The organism is Burkholderia pyrrocinia, assembly GCF_001028665.1.
Lineage (GTDB): Bacteria > Pseudomonadota > Gammaproteobacteria > Burkholderiales > Burkholderiaceae > Burkholderia > Burkholderia pyrrocinia.
The window spans coordinates 3,049,731-3,067,235 of sequence record NZ_CP011503.1 but is presented as its reverse complement, the minus strand read 5'-3'; the positions used below and the strand labels follow the sequence as shown (position 1 = coordinate 3,067,235).

14 protein-coding genes are annotated in these 17,505 nt (G+C 68.3%); all 14 read right to left on the bottom strand.

Annotated features, from left to right (window positions below; translation table 11 throughout):
- Window positions 1-35 precede the first annotated feature (35 nt).
- Entirely contained in the window at window positions 36-1,061 is a 1,026-nt protein-coding gene (locus tag ABD05_RS14010) for an ABC transporter substrate-binding protein (protein ID WP_047900640.1), read from the bottom strand.
- Complete coding sequence (gene fhuF, locus ABD05_RS14005) at window positions 1,058-1,858, bottom strand: siderophore-iron reductase FhuF (RefSeq protein ID WP_047900639.1); 801 nt, start codon at window positions 1,856-1,858, stop codon at window positions 1,058-1,060. The genes ABD05_RS14010 and fhuF overlap by 4 nt, the downstream gene beginning before the upstream one ends.
- On the bottom strand, window positions 1,855-3,945 hold the full coding sequence (fhuB, locus tag ABD05_RS14000) for a Fe(3+)-hydroxamate ABC transporter permease FhuB (RefSeq protein WP_047900638.1): 2,091 nt from the start codon (window positions 3,943-3,945) through the stop codon (window positions 1,855-1,857). Before fhuB ends, fhuF begins: the two co-directional genes overlap by 4 nt.
- Window positions 3,942-4,790, bottom strand: a complete 849-nt coding sequence (locus tag ABD05_RS13995) for an ABC transporter ATP-binding protein (protein ID WP_047900637.1) — start codon at window positions 4,788-4,790, stop codon at window positions 3,942-3,944. Before ABD05_RS13995 ends, fhuB begins: the two co-directional genes overlap by 4 nt.
- The gene (locus ABD05_RS13990) at window positions 4,780-5,799 is read right to left on the bottom strand and encodes a TauD/TfdA family dioxygenase (RefSeq protein ID WP_047900636.1); all 1,020 of its coding nucleotides are present in this window, start codon (window positions 5,797-5,799) and stop codon (window positions 4,780-4,782) included. The genes ABD05_RS13995 and ABD05_RS13990 overlap by 11 nt, the downstream gene beginning before the upstream one ends.
- Before the next feature lie 44 nt (window positions 5,800-5,843).
- Complete coding sequence (locus ABD05_RS13985; protein ID WP_047900635.1) at window positions 5,844-6,086, bottom strand: MbtH family protein; 243 nt, start codon at window positions 6,084-6,086, stop codon at window positions 5,844-5,846.
- Window positions 6,087-6,174: 88 nt separating this feature from the next.
- Window positions 6,175-6,843 (bottom strand): RNA polymerase factor sigma-70, encoded by a 669-nt coding sequence (locus ABD05_RS13980; protein ID WP_047900634.1) that lies wholly within the window; start codon window positions 6,841-6,843, stop codon window positions 6,175-6,177.
- A 323-nt stretch (window positions 6,844-7,166) separates the two neighbouring features.
- The gene (locus ABD05_RS13975; protein ID WP_047900633.1) at window positions 7,167-8,189 is read right to left on the bottom strand and encodes a fimbrial protein; all 1,023 of its coding nucleotides are present in this window, start codon (window positions 8,187-8,189) and stop codon (window positions 7,167-7,169) included.
- The gene (locus ABD05_RS13970) at window positions 8,186-8,932 is read right to left on the bottom strand and encodes a fimbrial biogenesis chaperone (protein WP_047900632.1); all 747 of its coding nucleotides are present in this window, start codon (window positions 8,930-8,932) and stop codon (window positions 8,186-8,188) included. The genes ABD05_RS13975 and ABD05_RS13970 overlap by 4 nt, the downstream gene beginning before the upstream one ends.
- 16 nt (window positions 8,933-8,948) lie before the next feature.
- The gene (locus ABD05_RS13965; RefSeq protein WP_476577963.1) at window positions 8,949-11,435 is read right to left on the bottom strand and encodes a fimbria/pilus outer membrane usher protein; all 2,487 of its coding nucleotides are present in this window, start codon (window positions 11,433-11,435) and stop codon (window positions 8,949-8,951) included.
- Window positions 11,436-11,525: 90 nt separating this feature from the next.
- Complete coding sequence (locus ABD05_RS13960) at window positions 11,526-12,038, bottom strand: fimbrial protein (RefSeq protein ID WP_034184132.1); 513 nt, start codon at window positions 12,036-12,038, stop codon at window positions 11,526-11,528.
- A 205-nt stretch (window positions 12,039-12,243) separates the two neighbouring features.
- Window positions 12,244-12,501 (bottom strand): hypothetical protein, encoded by a 258-nt coding sequence (locus ABD05_RS37525; RefSeq protein ID WP_148669082.1) that lies wholly within the window; start codon window positions 12,499-12,501, stop codon window positions 12,244-12,246.
- A gap of 395 nt (window positions 12,502-12,896) precedes the next feature.
- Complete coding sequence (locus ABD05_RS13955; protein WP_047901209.1) at window positions 12,897-14,363, bottom strand: efflux transporter outer membrane subunit; 1,467 nt, start codon at window positions 14,361-14,363, stop codon at window positions 12,897-12,899.
- The gene (locus ABD05_RS13950) at window positions 14,363-17,500 is read right to left on the bottom strand and encodes a multidrug efflux RND transporter permease subunit (protein ID WP_047900630.1); all 3,138 of its coding nucleotides are present in this window, start codon (window positions 17,498-17,500) and stop codon (window positions 14,363-14,365) included. The genes ABD05_RS13955 and ABD05_RS13950 overlap by 1 nt, the downstream gene beginning before the upstream one ends.
- Window positions 17,501-17,505 lie beyond the last annotated feature (5 nt).

Genomic DNA, 17,505 nt, shown 5'->3' with positions numbered 1-17,505 from the left:
ACAGCGTTATCGATACCCGACAACCCTCCGCGCGCTCAACGCGCGGCCGGCAGCTTCAGCATCGTATCGGTCATCACGTCGGCCAGCTTCAGCGCCGACATCGGCCCGCCGAACCCCCAGATATTGCGTTCGATCAGCGCGATCCGGTGGTCGCGCAGCGCGGGCACGAAGCGCCACACCGGCGAATCGAGTTTCGCCGACAGCGGCACGTCCATCCCCGACGCGGTCACGAACATCACGGCCAGATTGCGCTGCGTGAGCAGGTCGGCCGACGTCACGTACAGCGTGCCTTCCCGCGTCGGCTTCTTTGGCCACGGATCGAGCCCGAGCGCACGCGCGAGACCCGCCGACGTGCTGTTGCCCGTATAGGCCCAGTAACGATCGGGCAAGCCGAGATCCTGCAGCAGCGCGATGCGCTCGCCCTTTCTGCCCGCTGCCGCGAGCCGCGCCGCATTGCGTGCGATCCCCGCATCGAGCTGCGCATCGACCACTTGTGCGCGCGCGTCGCGCCCCGTCACTGTACCGATCGTCCGGAAGATCTGCCGCATCCAGTCGAGCTGCGTGACGGGCACGCCGTCCTCGGCAACATTCGGGCTGAACTGGAACAGGATCGTCGGCGCGATCCGGTCGAGCGCGTCGAAGATCGGCGCATGCCGGAAGCCGACGCCGATGATCAGGTCGGGCTTGACCGCGGCGATCGCCTCGAGCCCCGGCTCCTGCCGCGAGCCGATGTCGGTCACGTGCGCGAGCCGGTCGCTCTGGTAGCCGAGCCAGCCCGGATAGAACGCGGTATCGGCCATCCCGACCGGCACGAGGTCGAGCGCGATCACGCTTTCCGCGAACATGAAGTCGAGCGCGACCACGCGCTGCGGTCGCACCGGCATCTTCGCGCTCGCCTGCGACACGACCGGGTTGCCGGCCAGCGACACGGCGCCCGGCGCGCGGTTGCTGCCGCCGGCAACGGCAACCGCACCGGCCGACGCAGAAAACACGCCGCAGCACGCAGCACCGAGCGCGGCGATTGCGCCCAACGCGTGTCGGCGGCCCGCGTCGTGCGTCACCGGATGGCGTCCTGCCCGGCCAGCGCCGCGTCGTCCATCGTCAGTAGCAGGGGGCAGCTCCCACACAGTTGTGTTTCTCCAGGAATTTCATAGCGCAGGCAGCACACGCGGCGCGCGCGAAACGGCGTCGGCAGCAGCGGCGAGCGCGGCACGGCATCGCGTACCGGCATGCGCAGCGGATTCGGTTCGCAGGCAAGGCACGTCGAGCCGAACAGCCAGCCCGCATCGCGCACGGGATCGGCCGCGCAAGGCAGCGACCGGCAGGTGTCGAGCAGATAGTCGAGCAGGTTGCCCGCGTTGCTCCACAGCACGCGCGGCGTGACGCGGCCCATCGCGGCGAGCAGGTCGATCACCGCGCCGAGATGCGCGACGAGCCCTGCATAACGAAGCGCGGGATCGTCGCACGGCGCGCCGAGCGCGTCCGCCGCGAAATACAGCGCAACCGGCATCCCGTCGTCGAGCGCGACGAACGTGCGCTCGGGCGTCATGTCGAGCGGCCGGCCGAGCGTCAGCGCGGCGACGACGCCGGCCGGCGCCGCACGGCCGAAATAGTATTTGCTCCATTGCGACATCAGCGCGCGCGCATGCTGCGCCGGATCGCCGCCGTAATGGCGGACCATTGCATCGAGCACCGCGTCGCGGTGCTCGGGCAACGCGCTGACGGGCATGACGATGCGGCCCGGCGCATGTGCGTCGTCGGGCATGCCAAGCCAGACGACGTCGAGATGGTCGGCGAACGGTTCGGGCGCGAACGCCGAGAAGCGCGTGGCGCGCGCGCCGTCGAGCGACGGCGTCATCGCCCCGCGCGCCGGGCGCGGCGCCCCTCGAGAATCAGCAGCCCGAGCAGGTACGGCGCGCCGATCAGCGCGGTCAACACGCCGGCCGGCACTTCGCGCGGCGCGACGACCGTGCGCGCCGCGAGATCCGCGACACCGAGGATCAGCGCGCCGCACGCGGCCGCGAGCCACAGCCGCGTGCGATGCCGGCGCGCGCCGAGCATCGTCGCGACATGCGGCGCCATCAGCCCGATGAAACCGACCGGCCCGACCGCCGCGACGGCCGCGCACGCGGCGAGCGTCGCGATCGTCAGCGCGAGCGGTCGCAGCGCGGCCACCGGCAGGCCGAGCGCGGCCGCCTGGTCGTCGCCGAGCGCGAGCATGTCGAGCGGTCGCGCGAGCCACGCGAACACGGGCACCGCGAGCACGCACCACGGCAGCAGCATCGACACCTCGCCCCAGCTTCGGCCATAGGTGCCGCCGACGAGCCACACGACGAAGCGCGCGGGCTGCACGCTTTGCTGCGTGATCAGCCATTGTGCGAGCGTGGTCCACAGCGCGCCGATCGCGATACCCGTCAACGCCACCGCGAGCGGCGCATAACGATGCCGGTGATTCAGCGCGAGCGTGATCGCGAGCGACAGTCCGCCGCCGATCAGCGCAGCCGCCGCAAGCGTCACGTGGCCCATCAACGGCCACGTCGACAATGCGAACAACGTAACGAGCCCCGCGCCCTGCGTGACGCCCAGCACTTCGGGGCCCGCGAGCGGATTGCGCACGACGCTCTGCATCGCGACGCCGCTCACGGCCAGCAGCGCGCCCGCGAGCAGTGCGCACAGCAGGCGCGGCATGCGCAGGTCGATCAGCATCCGCGCGAGCGCATCGTGGCCGGACAGCGCGGCGGACCAGCGTGCGGGCGACAGCCATTCGGGGCCGGCCGACACGCCGCCCCACACCACCAGCGCGCCGACCACGCAGAACAACGCTGTGCGCAGCGGCCAGCCGAGCCGTTCGAGCCAGCCGACGAGCCGCGTCGAGCCGCCGCCCGCCGCGCGTTCGCCATCCGCATGCAGCACGCCCGACCACGCGGCGCCGCGCCGAATCATCGCGAGCATCAGCGGCGTGCCGACCAGCGCGATCGCGACGCCGGTCGACAGCGTCGCGTCGAGGCCCGACGCGAGCACCGCGCTGTCGGTGACGAGCACGAGCGCGCCACCGGCGAGCGCCGACAGCGGCACCAGCACGCCGAGCCGCGCCGCGCGCGCGCCGCGCACCTGGCGCAGCAGGTTCGGCGCGACGAGACCGACATACGACAGCGGGCCCGCGATACTGACGGCCACGCTCGTGAACGCGACCGCGACGAGCGTCGCGGCGAGCCGCGTTGCATCGACGCGCACGCCGGCCGCGGCCGCCGCATCGTCGCCGAGCGTGAGCGGATTCAGCGGCCGGATCACGAACGGCAGCGCGACCAGCGGCACGACGAGCCAGCGCGCGGCGAGCGCGAGGCCCGTCGCGCCCGGCTGGTAAAGACTGCCGTTGGTCCACAGCGCGGCGCCCGCGATGTTCTGCTCGAAGAACGCGAGCACGAGCGTCGACAGCGCGGCGAACAGCAGCATGCACACGCTGCCCGCGAGCACGAGCCGCAACGGCGTCGCACGCCAGCCGCCGGCCGCGACGATCGCGCATGCGGCGGCGGCCAGCCCGCACACGAACAGCAGCGGCACCGATGCGACGCCCGCCAGTGCCGGCACGAGCATCGCCGCGAGCAGGCCGAGCTGCGCGCCGCCCGTCACGCCGAGCAGGTCGGGCGACGCGAGCGGATTGCGCGTGAGCGACTGGAACAGCGCGCCCGCGATGCCGAGGCAGCCGCCCGCGACGAGCGCGGCCGCGACCCGCGGCAGGTTGAGGTCGAACAGGAACACGTGCGCGAGCGCGGCGCCGTCGCTGCCGGGCGCCGCCGCCCACCACACGCGCAAATCGGGTGCGACGCGCAGCGCCGCGAGTATCGCGATCAGCGCGACGAGGCCGATCGCGATCGTGCCTGCCCGGCCGGACGCCGCGCCCTTCCCCGTCGCCGCGAGGCGCTTGCGCATCGCGAACGTCGTCATACGGCGAGATCCCGATCGAAGACGCCGGCCGCCTGCGGCGTGTCGGCACTCGACGGCCCGTAGGCCGGCACGCACATCGGCGCGCCCGTCTGCGGATGCGCGAGCTTCAGCATCTCGACGCCGAACGCCGCACGCAGCCGCGCCGGATCGAGCATCGCGTCGGGCGAGCCCTGCGCGACGAGGCGGCCCGCGCGCATCAGCACGATCTCGTCGCTGTACGCGGCCGCCTGGTTCAGGTCGTGCAGCACCCATACGATCGTCAGCCCGCGCGCGCGGTTCAGCGCGCGCAGCGCGTCGAGGATATCGAGCTGGTGATGGATGTCGAGATAGGTCGTCGGTTCGTCGAGCAGCACGATCGGCGCCTGCTGCGCGAGCGCCATCGCGATCCACGCGCGCTGGCGTTCGCCGCCCGACAGCGCGCCGACGTCGCGGCCCGCATCGTCGGCAAGGCCGCTCGTCTCGAGCGCCTCGTCGATCGCCGCATGATCGGCCCGCGACAGCCCGCGCAGGAAGCCGCCGTACGCATAGCGCCCGTACGCGACAAGCTCGCGCACCGTGAGGCCCGACGGAATCTGGTTGAACTGCGCGAGCATCGTCAGCTCGCGAGCGAGCGCGCGACGGCGAAACGACGCGAGCGGCCTGCCGTTGACTTCGACATGACCGGCACGCGCAGGCTGCAGGCCCGCGAGCGTGCGCAGCAGCGTACTCTTGCCGCAGCCGTTCGGCCCGCACAGCGCGGTCACGCGGCCGGCCGCGATCGACAGGTCCAGCCCGTCGATCACGACATGGTCGCGATAACCCACCGTCAACCCGCGCGCGGCAAGCGCGGCGGTACTACGCGTCATCGGTCCTCCGTTCGGTCGCGCGCGGGACCGTGTAACTCTGCGCCATCGCGACGACGACCTTGCGCGGCCCTTCGAACGGGTCGCGCGCGTGTGCGGTCAGCATGTTGTCGAGCATCAGCACGTCGCCCGTGCGCCACGGGAACACGATGCGCTGCTGGTCGAGCACGCCGCGGATCTGCGCGAGCGCATCGGCCTCGAGCGGCTCGCCGTCGCCGTAGTACACGTTGCGCGGCACGTTCTCGAGCCCCACCGCGTCGACGAGCGCTTCCTGCATGTCGTCGTCGAGCGCCGACAGGTGAAACAGGTTCGCCTGGTTGAACCACACGCGGTCGCCGGTGCGCGGATGGCGTGCGACGGCCTGGCAGCGTTCGCGCGTGCGCAGCAGCAGTTCGCCGTCGTCGTCGGTGCGCCATGCGCATTCGATGCCGCGCGCCGCGCACATCCGCTCGACCTCGGCCGGCTCGTCGGTGCCGAACGACTGCTGCCACGGCAGGTCGAGCCCCTGCCCGAAATTGCGCACGTACAGCAGCTCGCGCCGCTCGAAGCGCGCGACGAGCGCCGGATCGAGCGCGCGGTACACGGCGCGGCTGTCCGCGATCGGCGTCGCGCCGCCCTTGGGCGCCGCGAGCGCGCAGTGGAACCAGATCCGCAGCGGCCATTCCCGCGTATACGACTGCTCGTTGTGCAGCGGAATCGCGCGGTGCGGCGGGTATTCGGTCGACGTGTAGACGGCGCCTTCGACCTGGCTGCGCGGCGTCGACGCGTATTCATAGCCGATCAGCGGATCGCCGAACGATGCCGCGAACTGCTGGAACGCATCGATCGACGGCACGTGAAAGCCCGTGAACAGCACGCCGCCCGCCCGTTCGAGCGTGTCGGCCGCGATCTCGCGCGCCAGCGGCGCGACATCGTCGATCGACATCCCGTCGCTGCCGCGCGGCGACACGACGGTGGGCAGCCCCGGCTCGATACGCAGGTCGTCGAGCGTCGGCAACGAAAGCAGGGTCATGCAACGTCCTCTTCAGGTGGCGCGCCGGAATCCGGCGCAGCGGTTCACGAGGCGCGCGTCGCGCGCTCGCCGTCCATCGCGCGGCGCAGGCTCGCGGGGCGCATGTCGGTCCAGACGGTCTCGATGTGCGCGAGACAGTCGGCCTTCGGGCCGCTCACGCCGACCTCGCGCCAGCCGGCCGGCACGGGCCGGAACGTCGGCCAGATCGAATACTGTTCTTCGTCGTTGATGACGACCGTGTAGACGAGATCGTCGGTGTCGGCGGAAGGCGTCGTGGCTTGCGTCATGATCGGAAAAAAACGGGAGACGGTTGAAGGATGCGAAGCGGCGGATTGCGCCGCTCCTGTCTGATAGACGATTGGCCGGCGCGGTTTTTTACCGCCGCCGCGCGCGACCGCCCAGGAACACCGGGCACGCGACGCCGCGATGGCACGCGTCGAGGCATTCCGCGCAGTGGCGCTCCGCGTCGCGCACCATGAAATGCACGAGCGTCTGCGATACGTTCAGCGCGCGCGCAGCGGTCTGCAGCGTCTCCTCGCGCAGCCGCACCATCTCGAAGGCCGCGCGGCTGCGCGCCGGCAGGTCGTCGAGCGCAGCACATACGCGCCGCAGCGTATCGCGCGTCACCAGCGCGGCTTCCGGCGTCGGCTCGGGCGACGGCACGTCGAAGCCGTCGTCTTCTTCCGTGTGATAGACGTTCTCGAGGCTCTGCCGGCGGCACGCGTCGATCGACGCATTGCGCACCATCCGCGTCACGTACGCGACCGGCTGGCGCACCGCGTCCTGGTTCGGGAATTCGACGAGCTTCACGAATACGTCGTGCACGACATCCTCGGCACGGCTCGCACAGCCGACGAAGCCGCGCGCGACATTGACGAGCATCGCGCGATGCGAGATCAGCACGTCGAGCAGTGCGCCCTGCGCGCGGGGCTCCGCGGCACGGCGCGCACGCGGCACGGCGCGCGGCGGCAGGTCCGGATAACTGCCGAGGAACGGGTTCGCCGTTGCCGCCGCCGGTCGGTCGAGCACTTCCGCCATGGCCATCGATCTGCTCCGTCATATTTCGAGATAGCAAAATTTAACGTAAACGCAAATCATTCTCAATACGATTCCCAAATACCCCTTTCAGTCGTCAGGATTTGTCTGAACAATTGGCGAGATCGTTGATCGAGCGGACGGGGTTCGCTTCGTCGATCGCAGCGTGCGGCGAGCTTTCGGTCCTGAAGGGCCGGAACGATGCGGTCGTCGCCATCACAAGGTGTGCCGCTGGGTGCGACAAGCGTCACGCAGCAGATGCGGAAAAGCGCCGGCGTGCCGGCGCATTTTTCATGACTCGCGTGCAGGGCGGGTAGCCGCGCCCACCCGCGTCAATAGATGAACAGCCGGATCGTCGCCGTCGCATCGAACCGCCCGATCTTCGGCGGCCCGAACGACTTCAGCACCGCGTCCATCAATACGCTCTGGTTCATGACGTTGGACGGGAATTGAGCCAGGTTGAACTGTTGGTTGAACGGAATCGCCTTGCCCTGGCTGTCTTCGATGCCGATACCGAAATTGCTGTCCTTCGCCGGCACCAGCAAACCGTTCTGAACCGGGTAGCTCGTTTCGAAGTACCCGTCGACGCGTACCGCGACGTTGCATTTCTTGGTCAACGACAACGAGAATCGCTTGCGCGGCACCGCCGGCAGGAAGCCGTTGCCGACCGCCTGCACCTGTCCGAAATTGACGATGCCCGGTTCGGGCGTCACGAGCACGTCGACGAAACACGGCGTCGGCTTGAGGTTGCGCAGGCCGCTCAGGCGGTACTGGAAGCTCGGGCTGTACGCGTTCAGTCCGAACTCGCCGTCGAACTGGAACACCGTGTAGATATCGCTCGGCGGCTGGACCCAATTGCCTTTCTTGCGCACGACGACCTGATAGTCGATGCTGATGCGCGTCTGCTGGCAACGCCCGCGGCCGAAGTCGTACCTGCTGCACGGCGGCACCGAATACCCGGTAAACACCCCGCCGCCGCGATTGCTGGTCTTGTCGAAATAGTCGATGCCCTTGTAGCGGATGCCGATCTCGAGCCCCCATGCGGCGGGGTTCGTGCGATTCGGATTCGCGTAGAAGTAAATGTTGTCGACGACCTTCAGGCTGCCGTCGTCCCCCAGGTCCTTGTAGCAATACCCCGACGTCGTGCGCACCGGCGACACCCAGATCACGTAGCCGTCCGGCGCGTCGGTCGGATACGACGCAACGCCGCCGATCGGCTCGGTCAGCGAAGTCGCGCCGCTGTTGGTCAGACAGCGCAGTGCCCATGCCGGCTGCACGGCCGCGACCAGCAGCACGAGTACGATCCAGCGCAACCACGCCGCGGGCGATTCCCGATCACGCATTCCCCCGCTCATTTCTTCACGCTCTTGCAAGCACCCGCGTCGCACGCATACTCGACCGCCACCTGGCCGCCGTAATCGTCGATATGCGTGACGAACAGCGTCGATGGCATCGCGGCCTTGAACGGCACGTCGGCCGTGCTCATCGGGCTCACCATCACCGGCTCCATCGGCACCGGGGTCTTCTGCGCACCCGAGCTCACGTCGACCACCGTCACGTGGTACGGCGTCGGGTTGTCGAACACCAGCTTGTGCGCGGCCGCGTCGACGCGCAGCGTCATCGGCAGCGTCCAGTCCTCGTCGCGCGCGGGCTGCACGGCCTTCGGCCGGTAGAACAGCTTCATCTGCGTATGCAGCGCGATCTGCAGCGTGTTCGGCGTATCGGTCTTCGGCGGCACTTCGCGGATGTTCAGGTAGAACACCGATTCGCGATCGGCCGGCAGCTCCGTGCCCGGCAGCTTCGCGATCCGCAGCACGTTGCGCTCGTTCGCCTCGACGCGCTGCAGCGGCGGCACGACCATCAGCGGCGACGTGATCTTGTTGCCCTTCGCGTCCTCGAGCCACGACTGCACGAGATACGGATACGTCGTGCTCTTGTTGGTGATCGTGACGATCGCGGCCTGCTCGCCTTCGTTGAAGATCACGCGCGTGCGGTCCGGCACGATCGCCGCATGCGCGGCGCCCGCGAGCAGCGCACCGGCGGTCGCGAGCACGCACGACGCGCGGCGCAGGAAGGACAGGGAAAGAGAATTTTTCATCGCAGGATCCGTGGATTCATCGTTCGACCCGTGCGACCGCTGCGTGCGATTCGCCGGGCGTCTGGCACGTCACCGGGATCGGCGTGCCTTCGAGTTGGAGCTGGTTCGGCAGCGCATCGACCGTGCAGAGCGTGCGTTCGCCCGCACGCACCGCGAGCGACGACTTCGGCTGAACCTGCGTCAGGAACGCCGCGCCGCCCTCGCCGACGATGCCGAGCTCCTTGCCGTTCGCCGCGTCCTGCACCGACGCACCGAACGGCAGCGGCTTGCCGGCCGCGTCGGTCAGCGTCAGGTACAGGTTGCTGCCGCGCGCGGCGGAGAACTTCACGAAACCGATCGCGCCGTCGGTCAGCACCATGCGCTGGATCGGGTTCGTCACCTGCACTTCGAGCGGCAGCTTCTCGACGTTGACCGTCGCGTCGTACACGTTGTACGGCGAGATGCCGTCGAGCACCGCATAGCCGCGCGAATCGGTATGCGCGAGCGTGCCGGACAGCGGCACGTCGGGCACGCCGTCGGTCGACACCAGCAGCCGCGTGTCGCCCGCGTTGCCGTTCGCGTGTGCGGACACGCCGTACTGCGTCGCAACGAACGAACCGTCGACTTCGAGCGATGCCGCCGCATACGCATTGGCGAGCGTCGACGCCTGCGCGTTGAGCTGGTACGCCGACGTGCGCTGGCGGTAGCTCGCGTTCGCCGATGCGCGGCCGTCGGTCGCGCCCGCGTTGACCTGGTAGGTGCGGCCGTCCGGATCGTCGTAGATATAGCCCGCGTTCACGCTCGTGCTGCCGCTGCCCGTCGTCAGGTTCGACGTGACGGTGTGGCGGCCGCCGATCGGCAGCGTCGCAGTGATCGAGAACTGGTTGCCGCTCGCGCCCGCGCTCTGCGTGCGAAATGCCGACACGCTGACGTTCAGGTTGCGCAGCGTCCCGACCGAGAACGCGCGCGTCAGCGTGAGGCCGACACGCTGCTCGGACGAACGCGCCCAGTAGGTCGTCTGGTCGTACGAGAAATAGGTCGACGTATCGCCGAAGCGCTTCGACATCGTCGCCGAGTAGCGCTGCTTGCTGTTGGCGAGGCCGTATGCGGTCGGGTCGCCCGTGAACTGCGCGAAGTTCGTGTAGTCGCGCTCCGAAAACCGGTAGCCGAAGAAGCGCACGTCGGCGTCGAGCACATCGAAGTGCTTCGAATAGTTGACGCGGTACGAGTTGCCGTTGCGCGTCGCGCCGTTCCACCACAGGCGCGCCCGCGCATGCGTGACGTCGGCCGATACGGCGCCGAAGGTGCCGAAATCGCGGCCGACGCCGAGCGCAATCGACGTATAGCCCGATGCGGCGATGAAGCCGCCGTACACCGTGACGTCGAACGGCAGGCCGTACGCGATTTCTCCGAAACCGAAGAACGGCGTGATGCCGGCGCCGCCGAACAGGCGCGGCTTGCCGACGGCGGCCTTGTAGCGCAACTGCCCGGTGCGTGCCAGGAACGGCACGGCGGCCGTCGTCACCTGGAAGCGCTGCACGCTGCCGTCTTCTTCCTCGACCGCCACGTCGAGCGTGCCTTGCACGCTCGTGTTGATGTTCTGCAGCGCGAACGCGCCCGGCGACACGCGCGTCACGTACAGCACGCGCCCCGCCTGCGACACGGTCACGGTCGCGTTGGTGCGCGCGACGCCCGCGATCAGCGGCGCATAACCGCGCAGCGAAGGCGGCAGCATGCGGTCGTCGCTGCGGATCGACGCGCCCGTCAGCGCGAACGTGTCGAAAATGTCGGAGCTCAGGTAGTCGTCGCCGATCGTCGCCGTCGACTGGATCGACGGCAGCGCGCGAAATGCGTAAAGCCGGCTGAAACGGAACGTGCGGTCCGCGTACGCCGTGTTGCCCACGTTCGACTGCGCCTGGTAGTCGCCGCGAAAGCGCCATGCATCCCAGTTCGCGCCGATCGTCCCGTAGGCCTGGATCGAATTCGTCTGCCGGCCGCCCGCACCGAAGTTGCGGTTCGTGTTCGCGATCATGCGATAGTCGAGCATCGCGCCGGGGATCCCTTCGGACCAGCGCTCGGGCGGCAGGTAGGTCGAATCGCTGAATTCGAGTGCGGCCTGCGGAATCGTGATCTTGAGCCGTCCGTCGCTCTTCAGGTAACGCACGGTCGCCCCCTCGATCGCGCCGAGGTCGACGCAGCGTCCGCCCTGGAAGCGCGGCAGGTCCTTCGCGAGCGAAGGCTTCAGCCCGAACTGCGCGACGAGTTCCGGCCGCAGGCACGGCTTGCCCGCGCCGGACGCGTCGACGGCAATGAACTCGATCGACTGCAGCCCGTAGAACAGGTCGTTGACCTGCACGTCGAGCATGTACTCGCCCGGCAGCGTGAAGTCGGCCTGCGAGAACTGCGACAGGTCGACATTGCTCGTTCCGTCGATGTCGAGGAACGACGAATTGAATTCCGTCGCATGGCTCTGGCTGCCGACGACCAGCACGGAGACGCAAAGGAAGGAATGTCTGATTCGCACGCGGTGCTACCGGAAGTCCGAGGAGAGGAAAGCGGGAAGGAAAGAAGAAGAAGGAGGAAGGGATGCATGCCCCCTCCTCCATACGGACGCTTACTGGTAGCGGACCGTGAAGTTCGCGACGCCGTCGGCGGTACCCGGCGTCACGCCGGCTGCCGTCGCTTCGTACATCGCTGCGAAGCGGGCGATGTTCGTGCCGTTCTGCAGCACGGTCGGCGCCTTCTGCTCGGCGCCGTTGTCGAGGTATTCACCCGACGCGGCCTGCAGGCGGATACCGACGTTGGTTGCCGAACCGATCGTGGCGAGCAGCTTCGGCTGGCCCGCGCTCGACGTGCCCGTGAACGTGAAGTACGCGTTCTGCGCGATGCTCGTGTCGCAGTCGGTCAGCTTGATGTCGAAGTTGGTCGGCGTGGACTTGTCGCCGGCCTGCTTGAACACGTTGGTCGGCACCTTGCCGAGGTTCACGGTCTGGTTGACCGAGCCCGAATCGATGCCGCATGCGCCCGCGACGATCTCGCCGGTGAAGTTGATCGTGCCGGTGCCCGCTGCGAAGGCCGAGGTCGACAGGGCCGCGAGTGCGACAGCGGTCAGGAGGGATTTTTTCATGACGTTTTCCGTGAGAATTGCAAAGGGAATGGACGACGTGGCGGATACAAAAGGCAGCGTGTGGTTGGCTCCCGTCCGTCACGAGGCGGCATTATCGAGATAATCGTGAAAGTTTTTTGTAAATCATTGTCAAATACCTCTGACAATGTGCGATTTACGCTCGATCAATCGCATTCTTTCCCGGCAATTTTCAATCCTGACATTTTCATCCGCAGTCCTTTTTTGTTTCGCGGAACTGATTGAAGATTAACGATATTTCTGACCGATAATCATCACCACCCCGCCCACCCTTGCCGGCATTGGCCCGCGTGGATTCATCCGCAAAAAAGACAAAACATTGTCCAATGCCGCCACCGTTGCCAGGCGGCAACGCCAATATCGAATCATTTTCAACTGACAGGAAATGAACCGCGCCTTCCATCAATCCTGATTTATTGCGCAAACGATTGCGAATTGAATACAAACGTTTTACCGCGACACTTTGCCACTCTCATTAATTTCAATGCACGGATTAATCCAATCGTCAATTCCAGATCGGGAATCAGACAATTGCGCCGCAGTCGGAACGAGACATGCAGGCCGGAACGGACGAGATGAAAATGGAAGATGCGCGGCACACGCTTGCGCCGGGTGGCGACACGATCGGTCGCCGGATGGGGGTCGTTCCGGAAGATGCCCTTCCGCCCTGCCGCGGGATGAAAAACGTCTGGATGACTTGCCCCGCAGCGGAAGGTATCGCCGGTAGCGGTCGGCGATACAGCGGGCGACGATGTCGATCGAAGCGACGGCCGCACGACGAATCGTGCGGCCGCCGTCTTGTTGCCCGACTCGCTGCGGCGTCAGGCGAAGTCCATCACATCACGCGGAAGCCGCGACCTCCGCCGACGCCGAGGCCGGCGCCCAGCCGCCGCCGAGCGCGCGATACAGCGCGATCGCGTTCGCGAGCCTGAGCTGCTTGAGCCGGATCAGCTCCTGCCCCGACTCGTACGTGCTGCGCTGCGCGTCGAGCAGTTCGAGATACGTCGCGACGCCGCCCGCATAACGACGCTCCGCGAGCTTCAGCCGCGCGCCGTCCGCCGTGTAGACGTCCTGCTGCGCCGCGAGCTGCCGATCGATCCAGTCGCGCGCGGCGAACGCGTCGGCCACTTCGCGGAACGCGGTCTGCACGGTCTTCTCGTATTCGGCGACCGCGATGTGCTTGCGTGCGTTCGCGACGTCGAGGTTCGCGCGATTGCGGCCGCCCGCGAAGATCGGCAGCGTGATGCGCGGCGCGAACGTCCACACACTGGTGCCGGCCGCGAACAGGCTCGAGAACGCGTCGCTGACCGAGCCGTAGTCGGTCGTCAGCGCGATGCGCGGGAAGAACGCCGCGCGTGCGGCGCCGATCTGCGCGTTCGCGGCCTTGAGCCGCGCCTCGGCCTGCCGGATGTCCGGCCGCCGTTCGAGCAGCGCGCTCGGTGCGCCGGGCGCCACGGGCGCGATCGACAACGTGTCGAGCGCGGTCGCGTCGCCGGGCACGTTGCGCGCGAAATCGCCCGCGAGCAATTGCAGCGCCCGCACGGCCTGCGCATGCTCGCGCTGCAGCGCGGCCTGCGACGCACGCGCGGACGCCACCAGCATCTCGGCCGAACGCAACTCGATCGCGTCGCTCGTGCCGGCCTCGTAGCGGCGCTGCGTGAGCGCGGCCATGCGCACGCGCGCGTCGAGCGTGCGCTGCGCCAGCGCAAGCTGCTCGTACAGCGAGCGCTCCGATACATACGCACCCGCCACTTCGGCGATCACGCCGATGCGGACGGTGCGCTGCGCGTCGGCCGTCGCGAAATATTCGGCGAGCGCCGCGTCGGACAGGTTGCGCACGCGGCCGAACAGGTCGAGTTCGTAGGCGCTCACGCCGACGCCCGCGCGATACAGCCCGCTGATCGCGCTTTCGCGCACGACCGGGTCGTACTGGCGCGTGCGTTCATAGCCGAGATTCGCATCGACCGACGGCATCAGGTCCGCGCGCTGCACGCCGTACAGCGCGCGCGCCTCCTCGAGCCGGCCGGCCGCGATCCGCAGGTCGCGGTTGTTCGCGAGCGCCGCGTCGATCCACGCCTGCAGCGCCGGATCGGTGAAATACGCATGCCAGTCGTCGAGCAGCGCGGCGGCAGGCGTCGCTTCGGACGCCGCTGCCGGCTCCAGGCTTCCGTCTGCCGGCGCATAGGTAGCCGGCACCGGCGCCGCCGGACGCTCGTAGCGCGGCGCGAGCGAGCAGCCGGCGAGCGCGAGCGCGGCGGCCATTGCGAGCTGAGCGCGCAGCGCAGCGCGTGCATTCAGCGCAAACATCATCGGGATCCCTCCATCGTCGCCGGCTGCGCCCCGCCGCGCCGGCGCGGGCCGACGTCGAACAGGCGGCCGACGATCACGAAAAACAGCGGGACGAGGAACACCGCGAACACCGTCGCCGTGATCACGCCGCCGAGCACGCCGGTGCCGATCGCCATCTGCGCGCCGGACGCGGCGCCCGACGCGAACGCGAGCGGCAGCACGCCGACGCCGAACGCGAGCGACGTCATCACGATCGGCCGCAGCCGCAGGCGCGCAGCCTCGAGCGCGGCGTCGACGAGCGACATGCGCTGCGCGACCAGGTCCTTCGCGACTTCGACGATCAGGATCGCGTTCTTCGCCGACAACCCGATCGTCGCGATCAGCCCCACCTTGAAATAGATGTCGTTCGGCATCATCCGCAGCGTGACGCCGAGCACCGCGCCGATCACGCCGAGCGGGACGACCAGCATCACCGCGAACGGGATCGACCAGCTCTCGTAGAGCGCCGCGAGCGCGAGGAACACGACGAGCACCGACAGCGCGAACAGCATCGGCGCCTGCGCGCCCGACAGCCGCTCCTCGAACGACTGCCCCGACCACGCATAGCCGATGCCGGCCGGCAGCTTCGCGGCGATCCGCTCGATCGCGGTCATCGCCTCGCCGCTGCTGTGGCCTGCCGCGGCCGAGCCGTTGATCGTGAACGACGGATAGCCGTTGTAGCGCGTGAGCTGCGGCGGCCCCATCGTCCAGTGCAGCGTCGTGAACGCCGCGAGCGGCACCATCTCGCCGCGCGCGTTGCGCACGCGCAGCTTCTTCACGTCGTCCGGGGCGAGCCGGTGCAGCCCGTCGGCCTGCACGACCACGCGCCGCACCTGCGTGCCGTGCATGAAGTCGCCGATATAGTCCGAACCGAACATCACCGCGAGCGTCGTGTTGATCTCGTCCATCGACACGCCGAGCGCCGACGCCTTCGCGCGATCGATATCGAGCTTCAGTTGCGGCGCGTCCTGCGTGCCCGCGAACATCAGGTCGGTGAGTGCGCGATCCTTGCCGCCCGCCGCGAGCAGTTGCTCGCGCGCGGCGCTGAACGTCGCGTAGTCGAGCCCGCCGCGGTTCTGCAGCCGGAAGTCGAAGCCGCTCGACGAGCCGAGATCGGGCAGCGCCGGCGAGTTCATCGCGAACACCGTCGTGTTCGGCGTGCCCGCGAAGCGCTCGTTGATGCGCGCGACGATCGACTGCACATGATCGCGCTCGGCCTTGCGCTCCTTCCAGTTCTTCAGCGTGACGAAGATCATCCCGCCGTTCGGCCCTTCGCCGTACAGGTTGAAGCCGCCGAGCGCGAATGTATACGCGGCCGGCTCGTCGTGGCGGATATACGACTCGACCTCGCGCACGCTCTGCATCGTTTCCGCGAGCGGCGTGCCCTGCGGCCGGATCACCATCACCATGAAGTTGCCCTGGTCCTCGTCCGGCAGGAACGCGGTCGGCAATTGCGTGAGCATCAGCGCGGCGGCCGCGGTCAGCGCGCCGTACACGACGAGCCAGCGCACCGGCTTCTTCAGCATCGCGCCGACGCGCGTCGCGTAGCGCTGCGTCGCACGCGCGACGAAGCGGTTGAACCAGCCGAAGAAGCCGCGCTTCTCGTGATGGTCGCCGGACACGGGCTTGAGCAGCGTCGCGCACAGCGCGGGCGTCAGCGACAGCGCGAGGAATGCCGAGAAGCCGATCGACACCGCGAGCGACAGCGCGAACTGCCGGTAGATGTTGCCCACCGCGCCGCCGAAGAACGCCATCGGCACGAACACCGACGTCAGCACCACGGTGATCCCGACGATCGCGCCGCTGATCTGCGTCATCGCCTTGACGGTCGCGTCGTACGGGCCGAGCCCTTCCTCGACCATCAGCCGCTCGACGTTCTCGACCACGACGATCGCATCGTCGACGAGGATGCCGATCGCGAGCACCATCCCGAACATCGTCAGCACGTTGATCGAGAAGCCGGCCGCATACATCACGCCGAACGTGCCGGCGAGCGCGACCGGCACGACGAGCGTCGGGATCAGCGTCGCGCGCAGGTTCTGCATGAACAGGAACATCACGAGGAACACGAGCACGCCGGCCTCGATCAGCGTCGTGACGACCTTGTTCATCGACACGCGCACGAACGACGACGTCTCGTACGGGATCTGGTACTTCACACCCGGCGGGAAATACGCGGACAGCTCGTCCATCGTCGCGCGCACGCGCTTCTCGGTGGACACCGCGTTCGAGCCCGGCGCGAGCTTGATGCCCATCCCGGTCGCGACCTTGCCGTTCACGTACGACGGGTAGTTGTAGTCGTTGCCGCCGAACTCGACGCGTGCGACGTCGCGCAGGTAAAGCGCGGAGCCGTCGGCCTGCGTGCGCAGCGCGATCGCGCCGAAATCGGCCGGCGTCTTCAGCGGCGCGTCGGCGAACACGGTCGCCGCGATCGGCGCGCTGGCCGGCACTGCGCTGCGGCCGATGTCGCCGATCGTCACGCGCGCGTTGTGCGCACGCACGGCCGACGCGATGTCCGACGCGGTGAGGCCGTGCCCGGCCATCTTCACCGGGTCGGGCCAGATCCGCATCGCATATTCGGCGCCCCAGAACTGCACCTTGCCGACGCCGTCGACGCGGCGCAGCGCCTGCACGACGTTCGCCGACGCATATTCGCCGAGCTGCACGTCGGTCATCCGGCCGTCGTCCGACGTCAGCGACACGACGAGCTGGATGTTGTCGGCGGCCTTCTCGACCTGGATGCCGTCGCGGCGCACGGGCTCGGGAAGCCGTGCCTCGACCGTCTTCAGCCGGTTCTGCACTTCGACGGCCGCGAGATCGGCGTTCACGCCCTGCTTGAACGTCAGGTACAGCGACGCCATCCCGGCGCTGCTGGTCGCGGACGTATACATCAGCCCCGGCGCGCCGTTCATTTCGCGCTCGATCAACGCGGTCACCGATTCCTCGACGACCTGCGCGGACGCGCCCGGGTACGTCGCGTAGATGCTGACGACGGGCGGTGCGATGTCCGGGTACTGCGCAACGGGCAGCGCGCGGATCGCGAACGCGCCGCCCAGCATGATGAAGATTGCGATCACCCACGCGAAGACGGGGCGATCGATGAAGAAACGTGCCATGGTGG

What these genes read in the sequence shown, in the direction of transcription:
- ABD05_RS13980 (WP_047900634.1), bottom strand. Translation starts at nt 6,843, where the DNA reads ATGGCCATGGCGGAAGTGCTCGACCGACCGGCGGCGGCAACGGCGAAC.
- fhuF (WP_047900639.1), bottom strand. Translation starts at nt 1,858, where the DNA reads ATGACGCCGTCGCTCGACGGCGCGCGCGCCACGCGCTTCTCGGCGTTC.
- ABD05_RS13975 (WP_047900633.1), bottom strand. Translation starts at nt 8,189, where the DNA reads ATGAGCGGGGGAATGCGTGATCGGGAATCGCCCGCGGCGTGGTTGCGC.
- ABD05_RS13950 (WP_047900630.1), bottom strand. Translation starts at nt 17,500, where the DNA reads ATGGCACGTTTCTTCATCGATCGCCCCGTCTTCGCGTGGGTGATCGCA.
- ABD05_RS13995 (WP_047900637.1), bottom strand. Translation starts at nt 4,790, where the DNA reads ATGACGCGTAGTACCGCCGCGCTTGCCGCGCGCGGGTTGACGGTGGGT.
- ABD05_RS13970 (WP_047900632.1), bottom strand. Translation starts at nt 8,932, where the DNA reads ATGAAAAATTCTCTTTCCCTGTCCTTCCTGCGCCGCGCGTCGTGCGTG.
- ABD05_RS13985 (WP_047900635.1), bottom strand. Translation starts at nt 6,086, where the DNA reads ATGACGCAAGCCACGACGCCTTCCGCCGACACCGACGATCTCGTCTAC.
- ABD05_RS13955 (WP_047901209.1), bottom strand. Translation starts at nt 14,363, where the DNA reads ATGTTTGCGCTGAATGCACGCGCTGCGCTGCGCGCTCAGCTCGCAATG.
- fhuB (WP_047900638.1), bottom strand. Translation starts at nt 3,945, where the DNA reads ATGACGACGTTCGCGATGCGCAAGCGCCTCGCGGCGACGGGGAAGGGC.
- ABD05_RS13960 (WP_034184132.1), bottom strand. Translation starts at nt 12,038, where the DNA reads ATGAAAAAATCCCTCCTGACCGCTGTCGCACTCGCGGCCCTGTCGACC.
- ABD05_RS13990 (WP_047900636.1), bottom strand. Translation starts at nt 5,799, where the DNA reads ATGACCCTGCTTTCGTTGCCGACGCTCGACGACCTGCGTATCGAGCCG.